The following is a 16,582-nucleotide window of genomic DNA, read 5'->3' on the forward strand; positions in this document are numbered from 1 at the left end:
ATCTTGCCGATAATATCGGTTTAGCCGCCATTGTCGGCGACCGGAAGAGCAGATTGCCCGCTTTTGCTGAGAAAGCCAGCCTTTTACGTCAGGAGCAATCTTGGCAAGTCAGGCGGAATATGATTATGGTTGCATGATGCAACCATAATGGATTGAACGTGCCCCAACAGCCATTCCCCATAAACGACATCCGTTCCACCTCCCGCCGGCTCGTCCGCGAACTCGGCTTCATGGGGGGAGACTTTGCCGGCACCGATCTGCCGCCCTCCGCCGTGCATGCCCTGATCGAGATTGAGGCGCGCCCCGACATCACGGCGCGGGATTTGGGAAAACTTCTGCGGCTTGAAAAATCGAGTGTCAGCCGCATGCTGCGCAAGCTCGTCCTGTCGGGCGATGTTCGCGAAGAAACGGATGAAGGAGACAGCCGCATCAAGCGGCTGCGTCTTACGGGTCAGGGACAAGAACAGGTGAGCGCCATTCATGGCTTCGCGAACCGGCAGGTCTCCGGCGCCCTGACGCAGCTTACATGGGCGGATGCCGACACGATCCTCCAGGGACTTCGTCTTTACGCCGACGCGCTGGGGGATAGGACCGATACCGTTGCTCCCTCCATGGAGATCCTGGAGGGATACAGGCCGGGCATCATTGCCCGGATCACGCAGATGCATGCGCTCTATTACGCCCGGACATCCGGCTTCGGCCAACGCTTCGAATCCGTCGTGGCCGAAGGCCTTGCCGCTTTTTGCAACCGGCTCGAAAGCCCGAAGAATGCGATCTGGGTCGCAATGCGCGGACAGGAGATCATTGGCTCCGTCGCTATCGATGGCGAAGATCTTGGAGCGGATATTGCGCATCTGCGCTGGTTCATCGTTGATGACGGCGTGCGCGGTGGCGGTGTCGGACGCAGGCTGCTGGAAACCGCACTGGCCTTCGTCGATGAAAAAGGCTTTGCCGAAACCCATCTCTGGACATTCAACGGCCTCCTGGCCGCACGGCACCTTTACCAAGCCCATGGTTTCGCATGCGTCGAGGAACATCCGGGCAGCCAGTGGGGAAGCGAGGTTCTGGAACAGCGCTTTGTCCGGTCACGGCCCGAATGATCTTTCAACCGCGCACAAACGGCCGCAATCGGAATCGTCCTGCGGCCGTTTCGAAATCAGGTACCGGCACCCGTTAAAAGGCGAGTTGAACCTTCATCGACCTGCTTCGGTCGCCGGCGGCTTCGAATGCTGCAACTGCCTCCTCCAACGGGAAGGTTCCGGTCAAAAGGGGCTTGAGGTCGACACGGCGCTGGTTGATGAAATCGACGGCAAGCCCGAACTCCTCATGGAACCGGAAGGTGCCCTTCATCTCGATTTCCTTGGCGACCACCATATTCTGCGGAATGGACACATCGCCGCCAAGACCGAGCTGAACCACCGTGGAACGCGGTTTCAGCGCTTCAAGACCAGAACGGACGGCTCTCTCATTGCCGGACGCCTCGAATTGCACATCGAAATAACCCTTGTTTGCCGAATAGGCGGAGAGCGCATCCGGGTCATCGGCGACATTGATGACACGGTCGGCGCCGATGGCGAGCGCCTTTTGCAGAACCGCATCCATGACATCAGTCGCGACGATTTCCCGGGCGCCGTGGGCGCGGGCGGCAATGATCGCCAACGCACCGATCGGCCCGCAGCCGGTGACCAGAACGCGTTTGTCGGTTAAGGCACCGGCGCGGTTGACCCCATGCAGCGTTACCGCGAAAGGTTCGGCCATGGCCGCTTCATGAATGGAGACGCCATCCCGCACCTTGTGGCACTGATATGCCTCGGCGACGAGACGCTGACGGAATGCGCCCTGAATATGCGGCATGGGCATGGCGGAGCCATAAAAGCGCATGTTCAGGCACTGATTCTGCTGACCCTTCAGGCAGAATTCGCAATGGTTGCAGGGCCGGCTCGGCGATACGGCAACACGGTCGCCAACGGCGAGACCGGAGACACCCTCTCCCAAAGCCTTGATGGTGCCGGCGACCTCATGGCCGAGGATCATCGGCTCCCGCACGCGCACGGTGCCGAAGCCGCCATGATTGTAATAATGCAGGTCGGAGCCGCAGATGCCACCCGCTTCGATGGCGACCTCGACCTGTCCCGGACCGGGCTGCCCGGTCTCCCGTTCCTCGATCCGCAGATCCTTCGCCGCGTGGATGACAACCGCTTTCATAGTCTCTCCTCCCATAAGGCTCACACGGCGGCAGTCGCCGCCGTTGCCCATTGTCCGGACCTGTCTCAGATATCGACCACGAGGCCCTTGGCTTTCAGAACCGGCTCGAGCTTGCTGACCTCGATCACCGACTTGCCCTGCTTGTAGGCTTCGATGTAACCGGCCTCGGCATCTTCGCGGGCCTGCGAAAGCCTGGCCGCTTCCTGTGCCTCCTCGCGCCTGACGACCACAAGGCCATCAGCGTCGCCGACGATGATATCGCCCGGATTGATGATCTCGCCGCCGACGATCACCTGATCGTTGACCGCCGCAATGGTCTCCTTGACCGTACCCTTGATGCAGACGCTGAGCGAGAAGACCGGAAAGCCGAGGTCCCGCAGCTGCAGCGTGTCGCGCACGCCGGTATCCGTTACCAGGCCGCCGATGCCTTTTGCGAGGCAAGCATTGGCGAGCACGTCACCGAAGGAGCCGGCTTCTTCATATTCGCCGGCGGAAACGACGATGATGTCACCCGGCTTGGCATAGTTGATGGCAAGCTGCAGCATGATGTTGTCGCGCGGCGCGCATTTGACCGTGAAGGCCGGGCCGCAGAGTTTCATGCGATAATCGACCGGCTTCAGCCGCGAGGACAATGCGCCGCGACGTCCCTGCGCCTCATGGATCGTGGCGGGAGAGAATTTGGCAAGCGCTTCGACATCCGCCTTGGCCGGACGCTGCGCGATATCTTTAATGTGGATCATGAAAACCTCCCACGTTGAAGCTGTCGGCGAGAGCGTCTCGCCGACCGATAGTGTTGAAGAGTTGGAAATTGGCCGAGGCTGAGCCGAAGCTCAGGGGATCGGGTCGAACTTCAGTTCGGACAGAGGCACGACCTTGTCGGTCCGCGTCATCTTGTATTCGGTGTTCGGGCCAAGCCACTTGTCCCAGATGCGGTTGATTTCACCATCCGCATCGAGCTTGCGCAGGATTTCGTTGATCTTCGCGGTCAGCGCCGGGTTGTCCTTGGCCATGCCGATGCCGATGGGCTGGAAGAGCATCGGCTCTTCGATCATGCGCATCTGCTTGCCCTTGGTCTTGGATTCATTGACGAACTTGGTCATCGTCATGGTGTTGCCGACGATGCCGCGCGCCTTGCCCTGCTGCACGGCGAGATAGGCGGATGCCGTGTCTTGGAACGTCAGCGGCTCGGACTTGTTGAGCTTGACGGAGAGTTCCGATGTCGAGCCCTTGCTGGACGCGATGCGCTGGCCGACGAAATCGGACTTCTTGGTGCCGGGGTCATCGACCGGAACGATCAGCATTTCCTTCGCCAAGTAATATGGGTCGCTGAACTGGATCTGCTCGGCGCGGCTCTGGGTGTAAGCGAGGTTGGCGACCGAGAGGTCGACGCGGCCGAGCTTGACTTCGGGAACGCGCGCTTCGACCGACACTGGCTTGATCTCGGCCTTGACGCCCAATTCCTTGGCGATAGCGCCGCACAGATCGACGTCGAAGCCTGCCATTTCGCGCGTCTTCGGGTCCGGTGAGGCGAAAGGCGGCACATCAGCGAATGTCGCGCAACGCAGCGTCTTGTTCGCCATGATCGTGTCGAGCTGGTCGGCCTTGGCCGGCAGGACAGCAGCCGAGGTTGCCAATATGGCGGTAAGAGTAATGCACTTCCAGTTCATTTCAGTTCTCCCGTTATTATATAGAGGTTGGGTCTAGTGTCTCAAATCGGCAAGAAACCGCTGGGCACGCGGATGTTGCGGATTTTTGAAAAACTCGTCCGGTTTTGCCGTTTCGAGAATGCGCCCGGCATCGATGAACCAGATGCGGTCGGCCACTTCCCGGGCAAAGCCCATTTCATGGGTGACGCAGAGCATGGTCATGCCTTCGGCGGCGAGGCTCTTCATGACGGCGAGCACTTCGCCAACCATTTCCGGATCGAGCGCTGAGGTCGGCTCGTCGAACAGCATGACCGGCGGCTCCATGGCGAGCGCCCGCGCGATGGCGACGCGCTGCTGCTGACCGCCGGAAAGCTGCGCGGGATAGGAACTGGCTTTGTCGGCTAGACCGACGCGGTCGAGAAGCTTCAGCGCCTTGTCATGGGCGACGGCCGGAGAAACGCCCTTCACCCGGACCGGCGACATGGAGACATTCTCCACCACCGACAGATGCGGGAAGAGGTTGAAGCTCTGGAAGACGAAGCCCACACGGCTGCGCAGTGCGTTCAGCTCCTTTGCGCGCATCTGGGCATGGATGTTCCTGCCATCCAGCATGATCGAGCCGCTGCTGATCTCTTCCAGACGGTTGATCGTGCGGATGAGGGTGGATTTGCCGGAGCCCGACGGCCCGCAGATGACCACGACCTCGCCACGGGTGACGTTTTCGTTGACATCCTTGAGCACCTGATAATCGCCATAGCTTTTGCAGACCTGCGAAAGCGTGATGGTGTAGTCCTGAGTGGCGGAAACTGGCGCGGTCATAGCTGCTCCGTAGCGATATTGGCGGGGGCCGGTGCCGTGTCTGCGGCAAGCTTGCCACGCGGGCCGGCCCGGCGGCGGGCGATACGCCGCTCGAGAAGATTGGCGACATGGGTGAGCGACCAGCAGATGATGTAATAAACCAGCGCCAGAATGAGGAAGACCTGGAAGGGCTGGGTCAGGAGCTGGTTGTTCACCTGGTTTGCCGCAAAGGTCAGATCAGGCACATTGATGACATAACCGAGCGTCGTATCCTTTATGGTGGACACGAAAGTCGAGATCAGGCTCGGGATCATGTTGTAGAGCGCCTGCGGCAGGATGACATAGCGCATCGCGCCGAAATAACCGTGGCCGAGCGCCCGTGCCGCATCCATCTGCCCCGTGCCCAGCGATACGATGCCGGCGCGGACGACTTCGCTCATGAAAGCGCCCTGATAGATGACGAGCGTGGTGAGCATCGTCACGAAGCTCGGCACATCGGCGCCGGTCCAGAGCGGAACGAGAAAATAGCTCCAGAGAATGAGCATCAGCAGCGGCACTCCACGGGTGAAATAAACCACTGCGGTCACCGGCCAGCGCAGGGCCCGCCATTTCGACAGCCGCGCCAGCGCCATCAGAATGCTGACGGGGAAGGCAAGCGCAATGCTGAGAGCCGACAGGATGAGCGTGTTGGCAAGGCCGCCGAGCGGACCGTTGGGATATTGGCCGATCAGGAGCAGCAGCCAGTAATCCTGGATGATTGCGATCATGTCGTGGATCATGCCCGCGCCCTCCGCAGAGGATCGGCACGCATGGAGATATAGGCTCCGAGACCCATGATCAGCAGCGAGAAGAACAGATAAAGCACGGTGGCGACCAGATAGACCTCAAACGTCCGGAAACTCAGATTTTCGACTTCCTTAACCGCATGGGTGAGTTCCGGTGCGCCGATCAGAACGCCGAGACTGCTGTTCTTGAAAAGCGAGGTGCTGTGGTTGATAAGCGGCGGCAGCGCGTTGCGAACGCCCTGCGGCATGATGACGAACCGCATGGCTGAGACATAGCTATGCCCGAGTGCACGTGCGGCCTCCATCTGGCCGGGATTGATGGAGCGAACGCCCGAACGCAGATCCTCGCTGAAATAGGCGGCCTGACAGAGACCGAGGCCGATAATGGCGAAGATCGCTTCCGCATTATGGCTGGAAAGCCAGCTGGCCAGCCCGCTCGGCAGCAGCGTGAAGACGCCGAAATACCAGAGCATCAGCTGCACGAGCGTCGGCACATTGCGGTGATAGGACACATAGGCCGCCACCAGCGGATCGCCGAAGCGGAAGGGCGAGAGGCGGATGGCGAGAAGCACGATGGCGAGCGACATGGCGAGCAGCCACGAGCCGGCATAGATGATGAACGTCATCTGGATGCCATGCAAAAGCATCGAGACGTAGTCCGCATTGTTCAAAATTGCGCCGAGGTCAAAACCGCTCACGCGACTTTTCCTCCGGCTCCGCCCGCCGCGACCTTTTCAGCCGGCCGATTTTCAACCGTTTGGGGCTTGGCCGTCTGCAGCCCGCCCATGACCTGAAGCGTCGGGGTAATTTCCATGTGGCCGATATTCATGGCCACGGGTGCGGCGATGGCAAACGCAATCGCATCGGCGATATCGGATGCCTGCGGCAATTCGAAACCATCGATGAAACGTTCGCGAATGCTCGGATCATCGCCATGCACATGGTTGAAAATATCGGTCGCGACGCGGCCGGGGCAGATTTCCGTCACCCGCACGCGTTTGCCGAAAGCATCGATGCGCAGCTGGTTGGACAGCATCGCCACGCCGGCCTTGCTGGCATGATAGGTGGAATTGCCGCCGAAATTATAATTGCCGGCAATGGAGGAGATGTTGATGACGTGGCCGCGATCGCGCGCCACCATGCCCGGCACCACCATGCGGCACAGATGCAGCACGGCGCGCAGGTTGACGTCGATCAGGAGATCGATATCGCTCTCATCCGCTTCGAGAAACTTCTTCGGGCGGTCGACGCCGGCATTGTTCACGAGGACATCGAACGCAACTTCGCTCGTCAGCTTTGCAAGCGCCGGCCGGTCCGTCACATCGATGGCATGTGCGAAGCAGCCCGTGCGCTTCGCCAGCTTGTTGAGAGCGTCCGCGCTTCTGGCAACCGCATGCACTTCCAGCCCTTCGCGGCAAAGGCGCTCGACGACGGCGGCGCCAATTCCGGAAGATGCGCCGGTTACGAGTGCGGTCTTGTAGTCTGAGAATGGCATGTTTGTCCCCTATCGTTGAGCAAACATTAGTGAAGCTTTCATCGCTTGCCTAAGACCGATTTTTTTTGGAGTAATAAGCAACTTGTATGGATGGCGATTGCACCACTTTAAGCGATGCGGCAATCCGGCCGGCAGGGCATATGTTCCCCGTGCCGGCCACAGGTACATTCTAGACCACCGCCGTCGGCAGGTCCTGTCCTGCGAAATGCGCATCCAGATTGGCGAGAACCAGAGCGCCCATCTGAAGCCGCGTCTCATGGGTCGCAGCGCCGATATGCGGGGCGAGAACGACATTGCGCATGCCGATCAGCGCCTCGGGAACATGCGGCTCGTTCTCAAAAACATCGAGTGCCGCACCCTTCAGCCCACCTGCCATCAGAATATCGACCAGCGCCTTTTCATCCACCAGCGATCCTCTAGCGACGTTGACGAGCACGCCGTCCGGCCCCAGCACCTCCAGCACCTCGCGGTTGATCGCGTGTCTGGTCTCCGGCGTCGCCGCCGCCGCGACGATCAGGACATTGCAGGCGCTTGCGAGCGACACTGCCGTTGAATGATAATCATAGGCCACGTCCTGTTTCCGCCGGCTGAAATAGGAAATCTCCGCATCGAAGGCTTCCAGCCGCGCCGCGATGGCGCGGCCTATGCGGCCAAGCCCGTAAATACCGTAACGCCGCCGCGAGGCCTTGTTGCCAAGCGGCATCTCGGCTTTTTTCCACTCCCCCGAGCGGACATGGTGATCCGCGCTGACGAGCTGGCGCAGCAGCATGATGGAAAGGCCAATGGCGAGATCGGCGACATCCTCGGTCAGCACGTCCGGCGTGTTCGTGACCCTGAAGCCGCGCGCGCGGGCCTGATCGAGATCAACCTTGTCGAAACCGACGCCGTTAATGGCGACGATTTCGAGAGCGGGCAGGCAGGCGGCGAGATCAGGGGCAAGGCCGATATGACCGCCGGTGACGACAGCCTTTATCGACGCCGCCTCCGCCTGCAGAAACGTCTGTTTGTCGGATATTTCGTGCCAGCGATGGACCCGGAAGCGCTTTTGCAGTTCGGCTTCTATCTGTGGCTGAAGCGGGTAGGTTTGCAGAAGATCGGGCTTCATGCGCGCTCCTTAGCCGCGACCGACGAAAGGCATGCCGCTCGCCATCACCGTCATGGTCAGCACATTCGCCTCGAGCGGCAGCGAGGCCATATGCACCACGGCTTTGGCGACGATGCTGGCATCGATGGTCGGTTCGACGGCGGTGCTGCCATCCGCCTGCAACACACCGGTTGCCATGGCGCGCGTCATTTCCGTGCTAGCATTGCCGATATCGATCTGCCCGCAGGCGATGTTGAATGCCCGGCCATCCAGCGCGGCCGACTTGGTAAGGCCGGTGATCGCGTGTTTGGTCGCGGTATAGGGCGCCGAACGCGGCCGCGGCGTGGTGGCCGAAATCGAGCCATTATTGATGATGCGCCCGCCCTGCGGCGATTGCGCCTTCATCTGGCGAAATGCCGCCTGGGTGCAGAGAAAGGCGCCCGTGAGATTGGCCCCGACCACCGCGTTCCAGGTTTCGAATGGCACATCTTCGATATGGACAGCCGGCGCCGACATGCCGGCATTGTTGACCAGAAGGTCGAGGCGGCCAAAACGGCCGGTGACCTCCGCAAACAGCCGTTCGACATCGGCCGGAACGGAAATATCGGCCGCGACGGTCAGAATACGGTCTCCATATTCGCGCCATTCGCCAACGGCGGCATCCAGAACCTCACGCCGCCGCCCGGTGATCGCGACGCTGTAACCATCCTCCAGAAGCGCCTCGGCAATCGCCTTGCCAACTCCTGTTCCGCCGCCCGTAACGAGCGCGATCTTTCCATTACTCATGCTGCTTTCCCCTCCAACTCATCTTCCACATGCGCCTGAATGATCTCGGCAAAGGACGTTTCCGCCCTGAAGCCAAGCGACAGCGCCAGTTGCGGATCGTAATCCTCGGCCCAGCCGTCGACGATCCGGATGATACGCTCATCGGGAACACGCTTGATAAGCGCCACGGCCTTTTCCCCGGCAAAGGCGCGCAGGGCCTCGATTTCATCGGCCACCGTGGCCGAAAGCCCCGGCATGATGAGATTGCGGCGAACGCCAAGCCCGGAGAGATCAACGCTCGCGGCGCGCAGCAGGAAAGCGACCGCCGAGCGCGGGCTGGCGAACCAGTGGCGCACGGTATCGGCAACGGGCAACACCGCTTCTTGGCCCACCAGCGGTTCGCGCAGAATATTGGAGAAGAAGCCGGAGGCGGCCGCATTCGGCTTGCCGGGGCGGATACAGATGGTGGGCAGGCGGATGCTGACGCCATCGAAGAAACCGCGACGGCTATAATCCGCAAGCAACAGCTCCACGATCGCCTTCTGCGTGCCATAGCTGGTCAGCGGCGCCGGCAGGAACTCGTCGCCAATTACCTTGGGGAAAGGCGACCCGAAAACCGCGAGCGACGAGCAGAAGACCACACGCGGGCGGTATCCATCCTTCTGATGCTCCAGACGAATGGCCTCGAACAGCGAACGCCCGCCATCGAGATTGATGCGATAGCCTTTCTCGAAATCGGCCTCCGCCTCGCCCGAAACCACGGCGGCGAGGTTGAAGATCACATCCGGTCGCTTGGCAATCAGCTTTTCGGCGACGCCGGCATTCGACAGATCGCTGCGCTCGATGGTCAGCTTGCCGCCAAAGCCCTTCGGCGCGGCCGGCTCGAAAACATCCGTCAGCGTCATTTCCGTGATCTTCTCACCGCCAAGCGTTCCGTCAGAAGCGAGACGTTGCGTCAATTTGCGGCCGATCATTCCGGCCGCGCCGATTATCAGAATATGCATGCTTCACCTTTACTTTGGCCGGCCGCGCCGGCTCGATTGATCGTCAGTCGTCATCACCCTGAAACACCACCTCGCGACGGCGCATGATCGCCGGCATCGCCATCATGATGACGACCATGCCGGACAAGGCGAGCAGGGTGGCGCTGATCGGATGGGTGACGAATGTCGAGAAACTGCCCTGCGAAATCAGCAGCCCGAGACGCATGTTCTGCTCCAGAAGCGGACCGAGAACGAAGCCCAGCACCAGCGGTGCTGGCTCGCAGCCGATCTTGCGCAGGAAGAAGCCGACAATGCCGAAAACCGCGCAGAACAGAACGTCGACGACGCTGTAGGAAAGCCCGTAAGCCCCGATGGCGCAGAACATCAAAATGGCGGGGCACAAGAAGCGGTAGGGAATGCCGAGAAGGCGAACCCAGATGCCGATGAGCGGCAGGTTCAGCACCAGGAGCAGAAGATTGCCCACCCACATGCTGGCGATAAGCCCCCAGAAGAGATCGGGCCGCGACTGCATGACTTCAGGTCCCGGTGTAATGCCCTGTATCATCATCGCCCCGACCATCAGCGCCATCAGGCCGTTGGCGGGAATACCGAGCGTCAGAAGCGGGATGAAGGAGGTCTGCGCGCCGGCATTGTTGGCGCTTTCCGGCCCCGCCAGCCCTTCGATTGCGCCCTTGCCGAAACGGGATGGATCCTTGGCGATCTTGCGCTCCAGCGCGTAGCTCGCGAAAGAACTCATAATCGCACCGCCGCCGGGCAGCACGCCGAGGAAAGAGCCGAGCGCCGTGCCGCGCAGCACGGCCGGAAAGGCTTGCTTGAAATCCTGCCGGGTCGGCATCAGCGATCCGGTTTTTACCGTGTCCGCATCGCGCTCCACGCCCTGCTGCAGGTTGAAGAGGATTTCGCTGACGCCGAGAAGCCCGATGGCGAGAACGACGAAATCGATACCGTCGAACAGTTCCGCCATGCCGAAGGTGAAGCGCTGCTCACCCGATGTCGGATCGATGCCGACGAGGCTGAGTGCAATGCCGAAGGCGACCATGCCGACCGCCTTGACCGGTGATCCGCTCGACAGGAACACGGCAAACAGCAACCCGAAGATCACCAGACTGAAATAATCGGCCGGCCCGAAGGCCAGTGCCACGGCAGAAAGCGGCTTTGCGACAACGACGATCAGGATGGTCGCCACCGTGCCGGCAAAAAACGACCCGAGCGCCGCCGTGGCCAGCGCCACACCCGCCCTGCCCTGCCGGGCCATGGCATAACCATCGATGCAGGTGACGACGGACGAGGATTCGCCCGGCAGATTGACGAGGATCGCCGTTGTCGAGCCGCCATATTGCGCGCCATAAAAAATGCCCGCCAGCATGATCAGTGCGGCCGTATCCGGCATCGTATAGGTGATGGGCAGAAGCAGCGCGACGGTGGCGGAAGGGCCGATGCCCGGCAGGATGCCGATCATCGTGCCGAGCGTGACGCCAAGCAGGCAGTAGAAAAGGTTTACTGGCGTGACGGCCACACCGAACCCGAGGATGATATTAGAAAAAAGATCAGTCATGGCAGCAGCGGTATCCTCTGTCCGAGGCCGACAACAAAAATGAGGATGCAGGCAAGGATGAGCACCGCCGAAAGCAGCAGAACTTCAACCGGCCGGATCCTGCCATAGGCGATGCAGGCGAGCACGATCAGCACGAAAGCGGCGGCGATGAAGCCCAATGGCTCGATCAGCAGCGCAAAACCGACAATGCCGGCGACCGCCAGAAACGGACGCATTTTCGGCGCCACCCAGGCTTCGGACGGTGTCTTTCCCAGCAAATCCTGCAAAAGCAGCGCGATGCCGAGTGCGAACATCAAAGCCGCGATGACCGTCGGCATATAGCCGGGTCCGGGCTGGAAATTGGTGCCCATGCTCAGCGGCCGCGCGCCATAATAAAGCCCTGCGGCGGCGGCCAGAAAGAAGGCCCCGGACAGAATATTCGCGGTCAGTTTCGAGCCGTTTTCGGCCATGATTATCTCCCCTCCTCATCGGAAATACGCCGCGCCTCCCGACACGGCGTATCCGACGTTTAATCACTGGCTCAATCGGCCCAGACACATCCCTTCGAGCGCATCATGTCGTAGCGATCTTCGATATCCATCTTGCCCTGACGGTGCAGTTCCATCATGTGGTTCTCGTGATCGTCGCGCTCCCGGCAGGCCTTGACGAGTTTCGGGATATCCTTCTCGCGAACGACGACGACGCCGTCATCATCGCCGCAGACGATATCGCCGGGGCTGATCAGTTCACCGCCGACCACGACCGGATGGTTGATGGTGCCGAGTGTGTCCTTTGAGGTGCCCTTCATGCAAAGCCCGAGCGAGAACACCGGGAAACCGATCTCGCGCAGCCCCTTGCCATCACGCACGGCGGCGCTGACCACGAAACCGACAATGCCCTTGCCGATGCAAGCGGCAGCCAGCACATCGCCAAAGCCGCCCTGATTGGGATTGTCACCGCCATCGATGACCAGCACATCGCCGGGCTTCGCCAGATTGATGGCTTCGAAAATCATCAGATTATCGCCGATGTGGCATTTCGCGGTGATCGCCGGGCCGCAGATTTTCAGGCCGGGTTTGATCGGCTTGATACGATAATCGAGAGCGCCGAGCTTGCCCTGCGCCTCATGAATGGTGGCGGGGCTGAATTTGCTGATCGCCTCGATATCGGCCTTGGAAGGGCGCTGGAAATTGCGGATGACATGGGCCATTGGCCGGGTTCCTTTCAACAGTGGGTCATGCCCGGACCAAACGCGGCCCAAGCGTCATTTTGATTAGGGGTGAGAGAAGCGGTCGGTACCGGCCGCTTATTTCGTCCAGGGCTTGCTTTTCCAGAGCTCGGCCAGATTGGCGTTGCCCTTCTTGAGCGCCTCGGCAAATTCGGCCTGGGTCAGCGGCAGCGTGGTCAGTTCGCGCTTCTTGGCGTCGGCAAGATAATCCGGGTCCTTCAGCGCCTTCTGGAAGGCATCCACCAACTTTGCCTCCACATCCGCCGGCAGACCTTTCGGCGCACCGAAACCGGCAAGCAGGCTGAACTGAACATCGTAGCCCGCCTCCTTGAAAGTCGGCACGTCAGGCGAGAGCGGGGAGCGCTCGGTACCTGATGTGGCCAGTACACGAAGTGCGCCGGAACGATTGTCGGCAAAAACCTCGTTGAGGTTCATGAAACCGAGCGTGACGTGGTTGCCAAGCATGGCGAGCCTTGCCGGTCCGCCGCCATTGAAGGGTACGAAGTTAAGCTTCACACCCGCCGCATCTTCAAACAGCAGCGCAGTGATCTGGCTCGGATGACCGATGCCGGTCACGCCGACGACGACCGGGTTCGCCTTGGCCGCTTCGACGAATTCCCTGGCGGTCTTGATCGGCGACACCTTGTTGACGGTCAGCGCCATATCGCCGCCGATCTGGTTTGCGAGCGGCGTGAAGGCGTCCTCCTTGTAGCTGGCGTTGCCCTGCACGATCGGCGAATACATGGACGGAAAATTCAACGCACCGATGGTGTAGCCATCAGGCTTGGCATTGGCGATATAGGTGGCGCCGATCAGCCCGCCGGCACCTTCGCGGTTTTCCACCACGACCGATGTGCCGAGATATTTTTCAAGATAGGGCACCAGCGCCCGCGACTGGATATCGGTGCCGCCACCGGCCGGATAACCGATGACCAGCGTCACCGGCCGCTCCGGATATTCCGCCGCCGCCCCTCCCGCAGCAAAGATTCCCGCAGCCGCCAGCACACCAAGCAGAGATGTCTTCAAACGCATATCTTTTCCTCCCCGATACGCTTTCACCGGGGAGGCTAGGAAGAAGCCATCAACAATACAAATACCGAGTTTTCAATTTACCCATACAGATCGTTTATGGGTTGAATGCCGGCTCGCGTCTCGCGACGGCCCGCAAAAGGTCGCGGAACAGCCTGAACGTTCGCTCATCCACTTCCCTACCCTTTAACAGATGGATGGAGCGATAAATGACGGGCTGGGTGATATGGGCGGCCTGAAGCTGACCGGCCTCCTGCTCCTGCTGCACCGAATTCCATGACAGGATCGTCGCACCGATACCGGCGCTGACGGCGCGTTTGATCGTGTCCTGCCCGTCGATCTCCATGGTCACGTTCAGTGTTATTCCGGCGCGGGCGGCGGCCTCGTCGATCGATATGCGCAGTGGATTGTCTTTCGGCGGCAGGATCAGGTTGAGCCCTGCTGCAGCCTCAAGCGGTATCGACCGGCCGATAGGCCTTGAGGAAACGGCAAACAGGCTCTCCTTGACGATAAGATCGTCGGCCTTGTCCTCCGCACCCACCAGCGCAACGGCCATATCCACCTTGCCGAGACGAATAAGGCGCAGGGATTCGTCATTGCGCGCCTCTATCAGCCGCAGCGAAACCTTGGGCATCGAAGCGGCAACTTCGCTGATGATGCTCGGCGCAAAGGCGGTCGCCCAGGAGGGGATGAGGCTCAGCCGGATCACCCTCTCATCCAGATAGGCCATGGCCCGGATTTCCGCTTCCGCCTGCCGAACCTTCTCGGTAATCTCGCGCGCATGGGAAAGCAGGACTTCACCCTTTTCCGTCGCCTTCACACCGCGCGCCAGCCGGTGCAGCACTGGAAAACCAACCAGCCGTTCCAGTTCCGTAATGTGATGGCTGAGCGCCGGCTGGGCTATCCCCAACTGCCGCGCCGCCGCCGACATGGAGCCGCAATCGGCAATCGCGACCAGATATCGCAGCCTGCGCAAATCCAACATGCCCGCTTAAACCTCCCGCCGGTTAGAAATGCGATCATGACATCAAATCACCGCGGGGGCCTAGGGGAAAAGCGCCGTCCACTAGTCCTGCCGGACTTCAAGGAAGTGATGGGGTAAGACAAGATTCTTATGACAGCCGGCTAAGGCTTTTCTCGACGTCTTCCCCATGACACGGTCCTGGCTGCGATGGGGAGCGGGATGAATCCTAAGACCGGAATTTTGCTCAAGCTGGCGGCCATGCTGGCATTCACAGTCATGTCCGCCTGCGTGAAGGGCCTGGACGGGGCGATCCCGGTCGGCGAAGTCGTTTTCTGCCGGGGATTTTTTGCCCTCATTCCCCTCTGTCTCTGGTTCATCGCCTCCTCGGAGCGGATAACCGTGCCGGCCGCGAAGAACATCGGCAGCCTGCTCGCGGGCAGCTCGGCCGGGCTTGGCGGCATGTTCTTCGGCTTTCTCGCCCTCGCCTATCTGCCGCTGGTGAATGTGACGGTGCTGAGCTACACGACACCGCTTTTCACCATCATGCTGGCGGCGCTGCTGCTTGGCGAAAAAGTGCGGATATATCGCTGGTCCGCCGTACTGACCGGTTTCATCGGTGTCTTCATCACGCTCTCGCCGAAACTGATCTTCGATGCCGCCTCAGGCCCCGCTCAAACAGACTGCGTCGCAATGATCGGAACCGCGCTGGCGCTCACCGGTGCGCTTTGCGCAGCCTTTTCCTCCATCGCCGTCCGCCATCTGAACAGCATCGAAAAGCCGTCGCGCATCGTGCTCATCTATACGCTGACGGGTGTGGTGGCCGGCCTCGCCACGCTCGGATTTGGATGGAAGATGCCGGATTTTCACCAGTTCCTGCTGCTCGCCGGCGGGGGCCTTGCCGGCGGCATCGGCCAGATCGCCATGACGCTCAGCCTGCGCCACGCCCAGGCCTCGCTGCTCGCGCCGTTCGATTACACCACCATGATATGGGCAATCGCCCTCGGTTATCTCTTCATGGCCGAAGTGCCGACGGGTGCGACCATCATTGGCGCCTTGACGGTCATCGCCGCCGGGCTTTTTGCGATGTGGCGCGAAAACCGGCTGGCGAAACGGGCTGTCAGGGAGCCGACAGCGTCAACTGTTCCGTAACGCGCTTTTTGTGCAGCCGCCTTTCCCGCCACAGGGTGAACAAACCGGCGGCAACCACGATAGAAGCCCCCAGAATGGTCGTCAGGGCCGGAACCTGATCCATGAAGGCATAACCGATCAACAGCGCCCAGATCATCGTCGTATAGTCGAACGGCGCGAGCAGCGAGGCCTCGGCATAACGCAGGCTGAGCGTCACCAATATCTGCGCGATACCGCCAATAAGACCGGTGCCGATCAGCAGGGTCCATTGCCACGCGGTCGGCATTTTCCAGCCCATGCCGATGCTGGCAAAGCCGATGACGGTGGTGAGCAGGGTGAAATAGAAGATGATTGCGCCGGTATTTTCCGTCTGCGTCAAATGCCGGATTTGGATCATCGATATGGCGGAGAAAAAAGCAGCCGCCAGACCGAACAGACCGCCGAGCATGGCGACGCCAGAGCCGGAAGCGACATCCGAAACATCGAAGGAAAAATGCGGCGACAGGATCAGCACGATTCCGCAGAGCCCGACGACCACCGCCGTCCAGCGGTAAATCCTGACGACTTCCTTCAAAAGCAACACCGCCAGAATGACGGTGAAGAGCGGTGTCGCATAACTGATGGCCGTCGCGTCGGCCAGCGGAATATAGGCGAGCGCCAGATAGCTGAAGACCATGCCGCCGGTGCCGGAAAAACTCCGCACCAGATGGCCGCCAATATGGCTGGTTGCCACCTGCCTTCGAAAACCGCCCTGCGCCGCCATCCACAGACAGAGCGGCAGCATGGCCACAGCCGATCTGAAGAAGACCACCTGCCCGATGGGTATTTCGCCCCTGAGGCCGCTGATGCAGGCGCCCATCAGCACCAGAGCGAGCGCTGCGGAGATTTTGAGGAGAATGCCTTTGCGGGAATCCATG

The 16,582-nt window shown here is 60.6% G+C and carries 18 protein-coding genes; 2 read left to right on the top strand and 16 right to left on the bottom strand.

Features of this window, described 5'->3' with window-relative positions:
* Window positions 1–158: 158 nt before the first annotated feature.
* Window positions 159–1,100 (top strand): bifunctional helix-turn-helix transcriptional regulator/GNAT family N-acetyltransferase, encoded by a 942-nt coding sequence (locus tag BTE54_RS08635; protein ID WP_078052229.1) that lies wholly within the window; start codon window positions 159–161, stop codon window positions 1,098–1,100.
* A 73-nt stretch (window positions 1,101–1,173) separates the two neighbouring features.
* On the opposite strand, the gene BTE54_RS08640 is transcribed toward BTE54_RS08635, so the two are convergent.
* The 15 genes from BTE54_RS08640 to BTE54_RS08710 form a co-directional block, all read right to left on the bottom strand.
* A complete protein-coding gene (locus tag BTE54_RS08640; protein ID WP_078052142.1) occupies window positions 1,174–2,205 on the bottom strand; it encodes an L-idonate 5-dehydrogenase in 1,032 nt (343 codons plus the stop codon).
* Window positions 2,206–2,270: 65 nt separating this feature from the next.
* The gene (locus BTE54_RS08645) at window positions 2,271–2,945 is read right to left on the bottom strand and encodes a 4-carboxy-4-hydroxy-2-oxoadipate aldolase/oxaloacetate decarboxylase (RefSeq protein ID WP_078052143.1); all 675 of its coding nucleotides are present in this window, start codon (window positions 2,943–2,945) and stop codon (window positions 2,271–2,273) included.
* Between the two features lie 90 nt (window positions 2,946–3,035).
* The gene (locus BTE54_RS08650; protein WP_065656613.1) at window positions 3,036–3,872 is read right to left on the bottom strand and encodes an ABC transporter substrate-binding protein; all 837 of its coding nucleotides are present in this window, start codon (window positions 3,870–3,872) and stop codon (window positions 3,036–3,038) included.
* A 33-nt stretch (window positions 3,873–3,905) separates the two neighbouring features.
* The gene (locus BTE54_RS08655; RefSeq protein WP_078052144.1) at window positions 3,906–4,670 is read right to left on the bottom strand and encodes an amino acid ABC transporter ATP-binding protein; all 765 of its coding nucleotides are present in this window, start codon (window positions 4,668–4,670) and stop codon (window positions 3,906–3,908) included.
* On the bottom strand, window positions 4,667–5,428 hold the full coding sequence (locus tag BTE54_RS08660) for an amino acid ABC transporter permease (RefSeq protein WP_035225052.1): 762 nt from the start codon (window positions 5,426–5,428) through the stop codon (window positions 4,667–4,669). Before BTE54_RS08660 ends, BTE54_RS08655 begins: the two co-directional genes overlap by 4 nt.
* Entirely contained in the window at window positions 5,425–6,132 is a 708-nt protein-coding gene (locus tag BTE54_RS08665) for an amino acid ABC transporter permease (protein WP_003519671.1), read from the bottom strand. The genes BTE54_RS08660 and BTE54_RS08665 overlap by 4 nt, the downstream gene beginning before the upstream one ends.
* On the bottom strand, window positions 6,129–6,929 hold the full coding sequence (locus BTE54_RS08670; RefSeq protein WP_059757916.1) for an SDR family oxidoreductase: 801 nt from the start codon (window positions 6,927–6,929) through the stop codon (window positions 6,129–6,131). The genes BTE54_RS08665 and BTE54_RS08670 overlap by 4 nt, the downstream gene beginning before the upstream one ends.
* Window positions 6,930–7,098: 169 nt before the next feature.
* Window positions 7,099–8,034, bottom strand: coding sequence for a 2-hydroxyacid dehydrogenase (locus tag BTE54_RS08675; RefSeq protein WP_065656617.1), 936 nt, complete (start codon window positions 8,032–8,034; stop codon window positions 7,099–7,101).
* A 9-nt stretch (window positions 8,035–8,043) separates the two neighbouring features.
* Window positions 8,044–8,799 (bottom strand): SDR family oxidoreductase, encoded by a 756-nt coding sequence (locus BTE54_RS08680; protein WP_078052145.1) that lies wholly within the window; start codon window positions 8,797–8,799, stop codon window positions 8,044–8,046.
* The gene (gene denD / locus BTE54_RS08685) at window positions 8,796–9,782 is read right to left on the bottom strand and encodes a D-erythronate dehydrogenase (RefSeq protein ID WP_078052146.1); all 987 of its coding nucleotides are present in this window, start codon (window positions 9,780–9,782) and stop codon (window positions 8,796–8,798) included. The genes BTE54_RS08680 and denD overlap by 4 nt, the downstream gene beginning before the upstream one ends.
* 43 nt (window positions 9,783–9,825) lie before the next feature.
* Complete coding sequence (locus tag BTE54_RS08690; RefSeq protein WP_078052147.1) at window positions 9,826–11,337, bottom strand: tripartite tricarboxylate transporter permease; 1,512 nt, start codon at window positions 11,335–11,337, stop codon at window positions 9,826–9,828.
* Window positions 11,334–11,786, bottom strand: coding sequence for a tripartite tricarboxylate transporter TctB family protein (locus BTE54_RS08695; protein WP_078052148.1), 453 nt, complete (start codon window positions 11,784–11,786; stop codon window positions 11,334–11,336). The genes BTE54_RS08690 and BTE54_RS08695 overlap by 4 nt, the downstream gene beginning before the upstream one ends.
* A 71-nt stretch (window positions 11,787–11,857) precedes the next feature.
* Complete coding sequence (locus BTE54_RS08700; RefSeq protein ID WP_078052149.1) at window positions 11,858–12,526, bottom strand: 4-carboxy-4-hydroxy-2-oxoadipate aldolase/oxaloacetate decarboxylase; 669 nt, start codon at window positions 12,524–12,526, stop codon at window positions 11,858–11,860.
* Between the two features lie 96 nt (window positions 12,527–12,622).
* The gene (locus BTE54_RS08705) at window positions 12,623–13,576 is read right to left on the bottom strand and encodes a tripartite tricarboxylate transporter substrate binding protein (protein ID WP_078052150.1); all 954 of its coding nucleotides are present in this window, start codon (window positions 13,574–13,576) and stop codon (window positions 12,623–12,625) included.
* 94 nt (window positions 13,577–13,670) lie between these two features.
* Entirely contained in the window at window positions 13,671–14,558 is an 888-nt protein-coding gene (locus BTE54_RS08710; protein WP_065656623.1) for a LysR family transcriptional regulator, read from the bottom strand.
* Between the two features lie 198 nt (window positions 14,559–14,756).
* Here BTE54_RS08710 and BTE54_RS08715 point away from each other — a divergent pair, with 198 nt between their 5' ends.
* On the top strand, window positions 14,757–15,686 hold the full coding sequence (locus BTE54_RS08715) for a DMT family transporter (protein ID WP_078052151.1): 930 nt from the start codon (window positions 14,757–14,759) through the stop codon (window positions 15,684–15,686).
* Here BTE54_RS08715 and BTE54_RS08720 read toward each other — a convergent pair.
* On the bottom strand, window positions 15,655–16,581 hold the full coding sequence (locus BTE54_RS08720; protein WP_078052152.1) for a DMT family transporter: 927 nt from the start codon (window positions 16,579–16,581) through the stop codon (window positions 15,655–15,657). The genes BTE54_RS08715 and BTE54_RS08720 overlap by 32 nt on opposite strands.
* Window position 16,582 lies beyond the last annotated feature (1 nt).

Origin of the sequence: Agrobacterium sp. YIC 4121 (assembly GCF_002008205.1) — a bacterium.
Classification (GTDB): domain Bacteria; phylum Pseudomonadota; class Alphaproteobacteria; order Rhizobiales; family Rhizobiaceae; genus Agrobacterium; species Agrobacterium leguminum.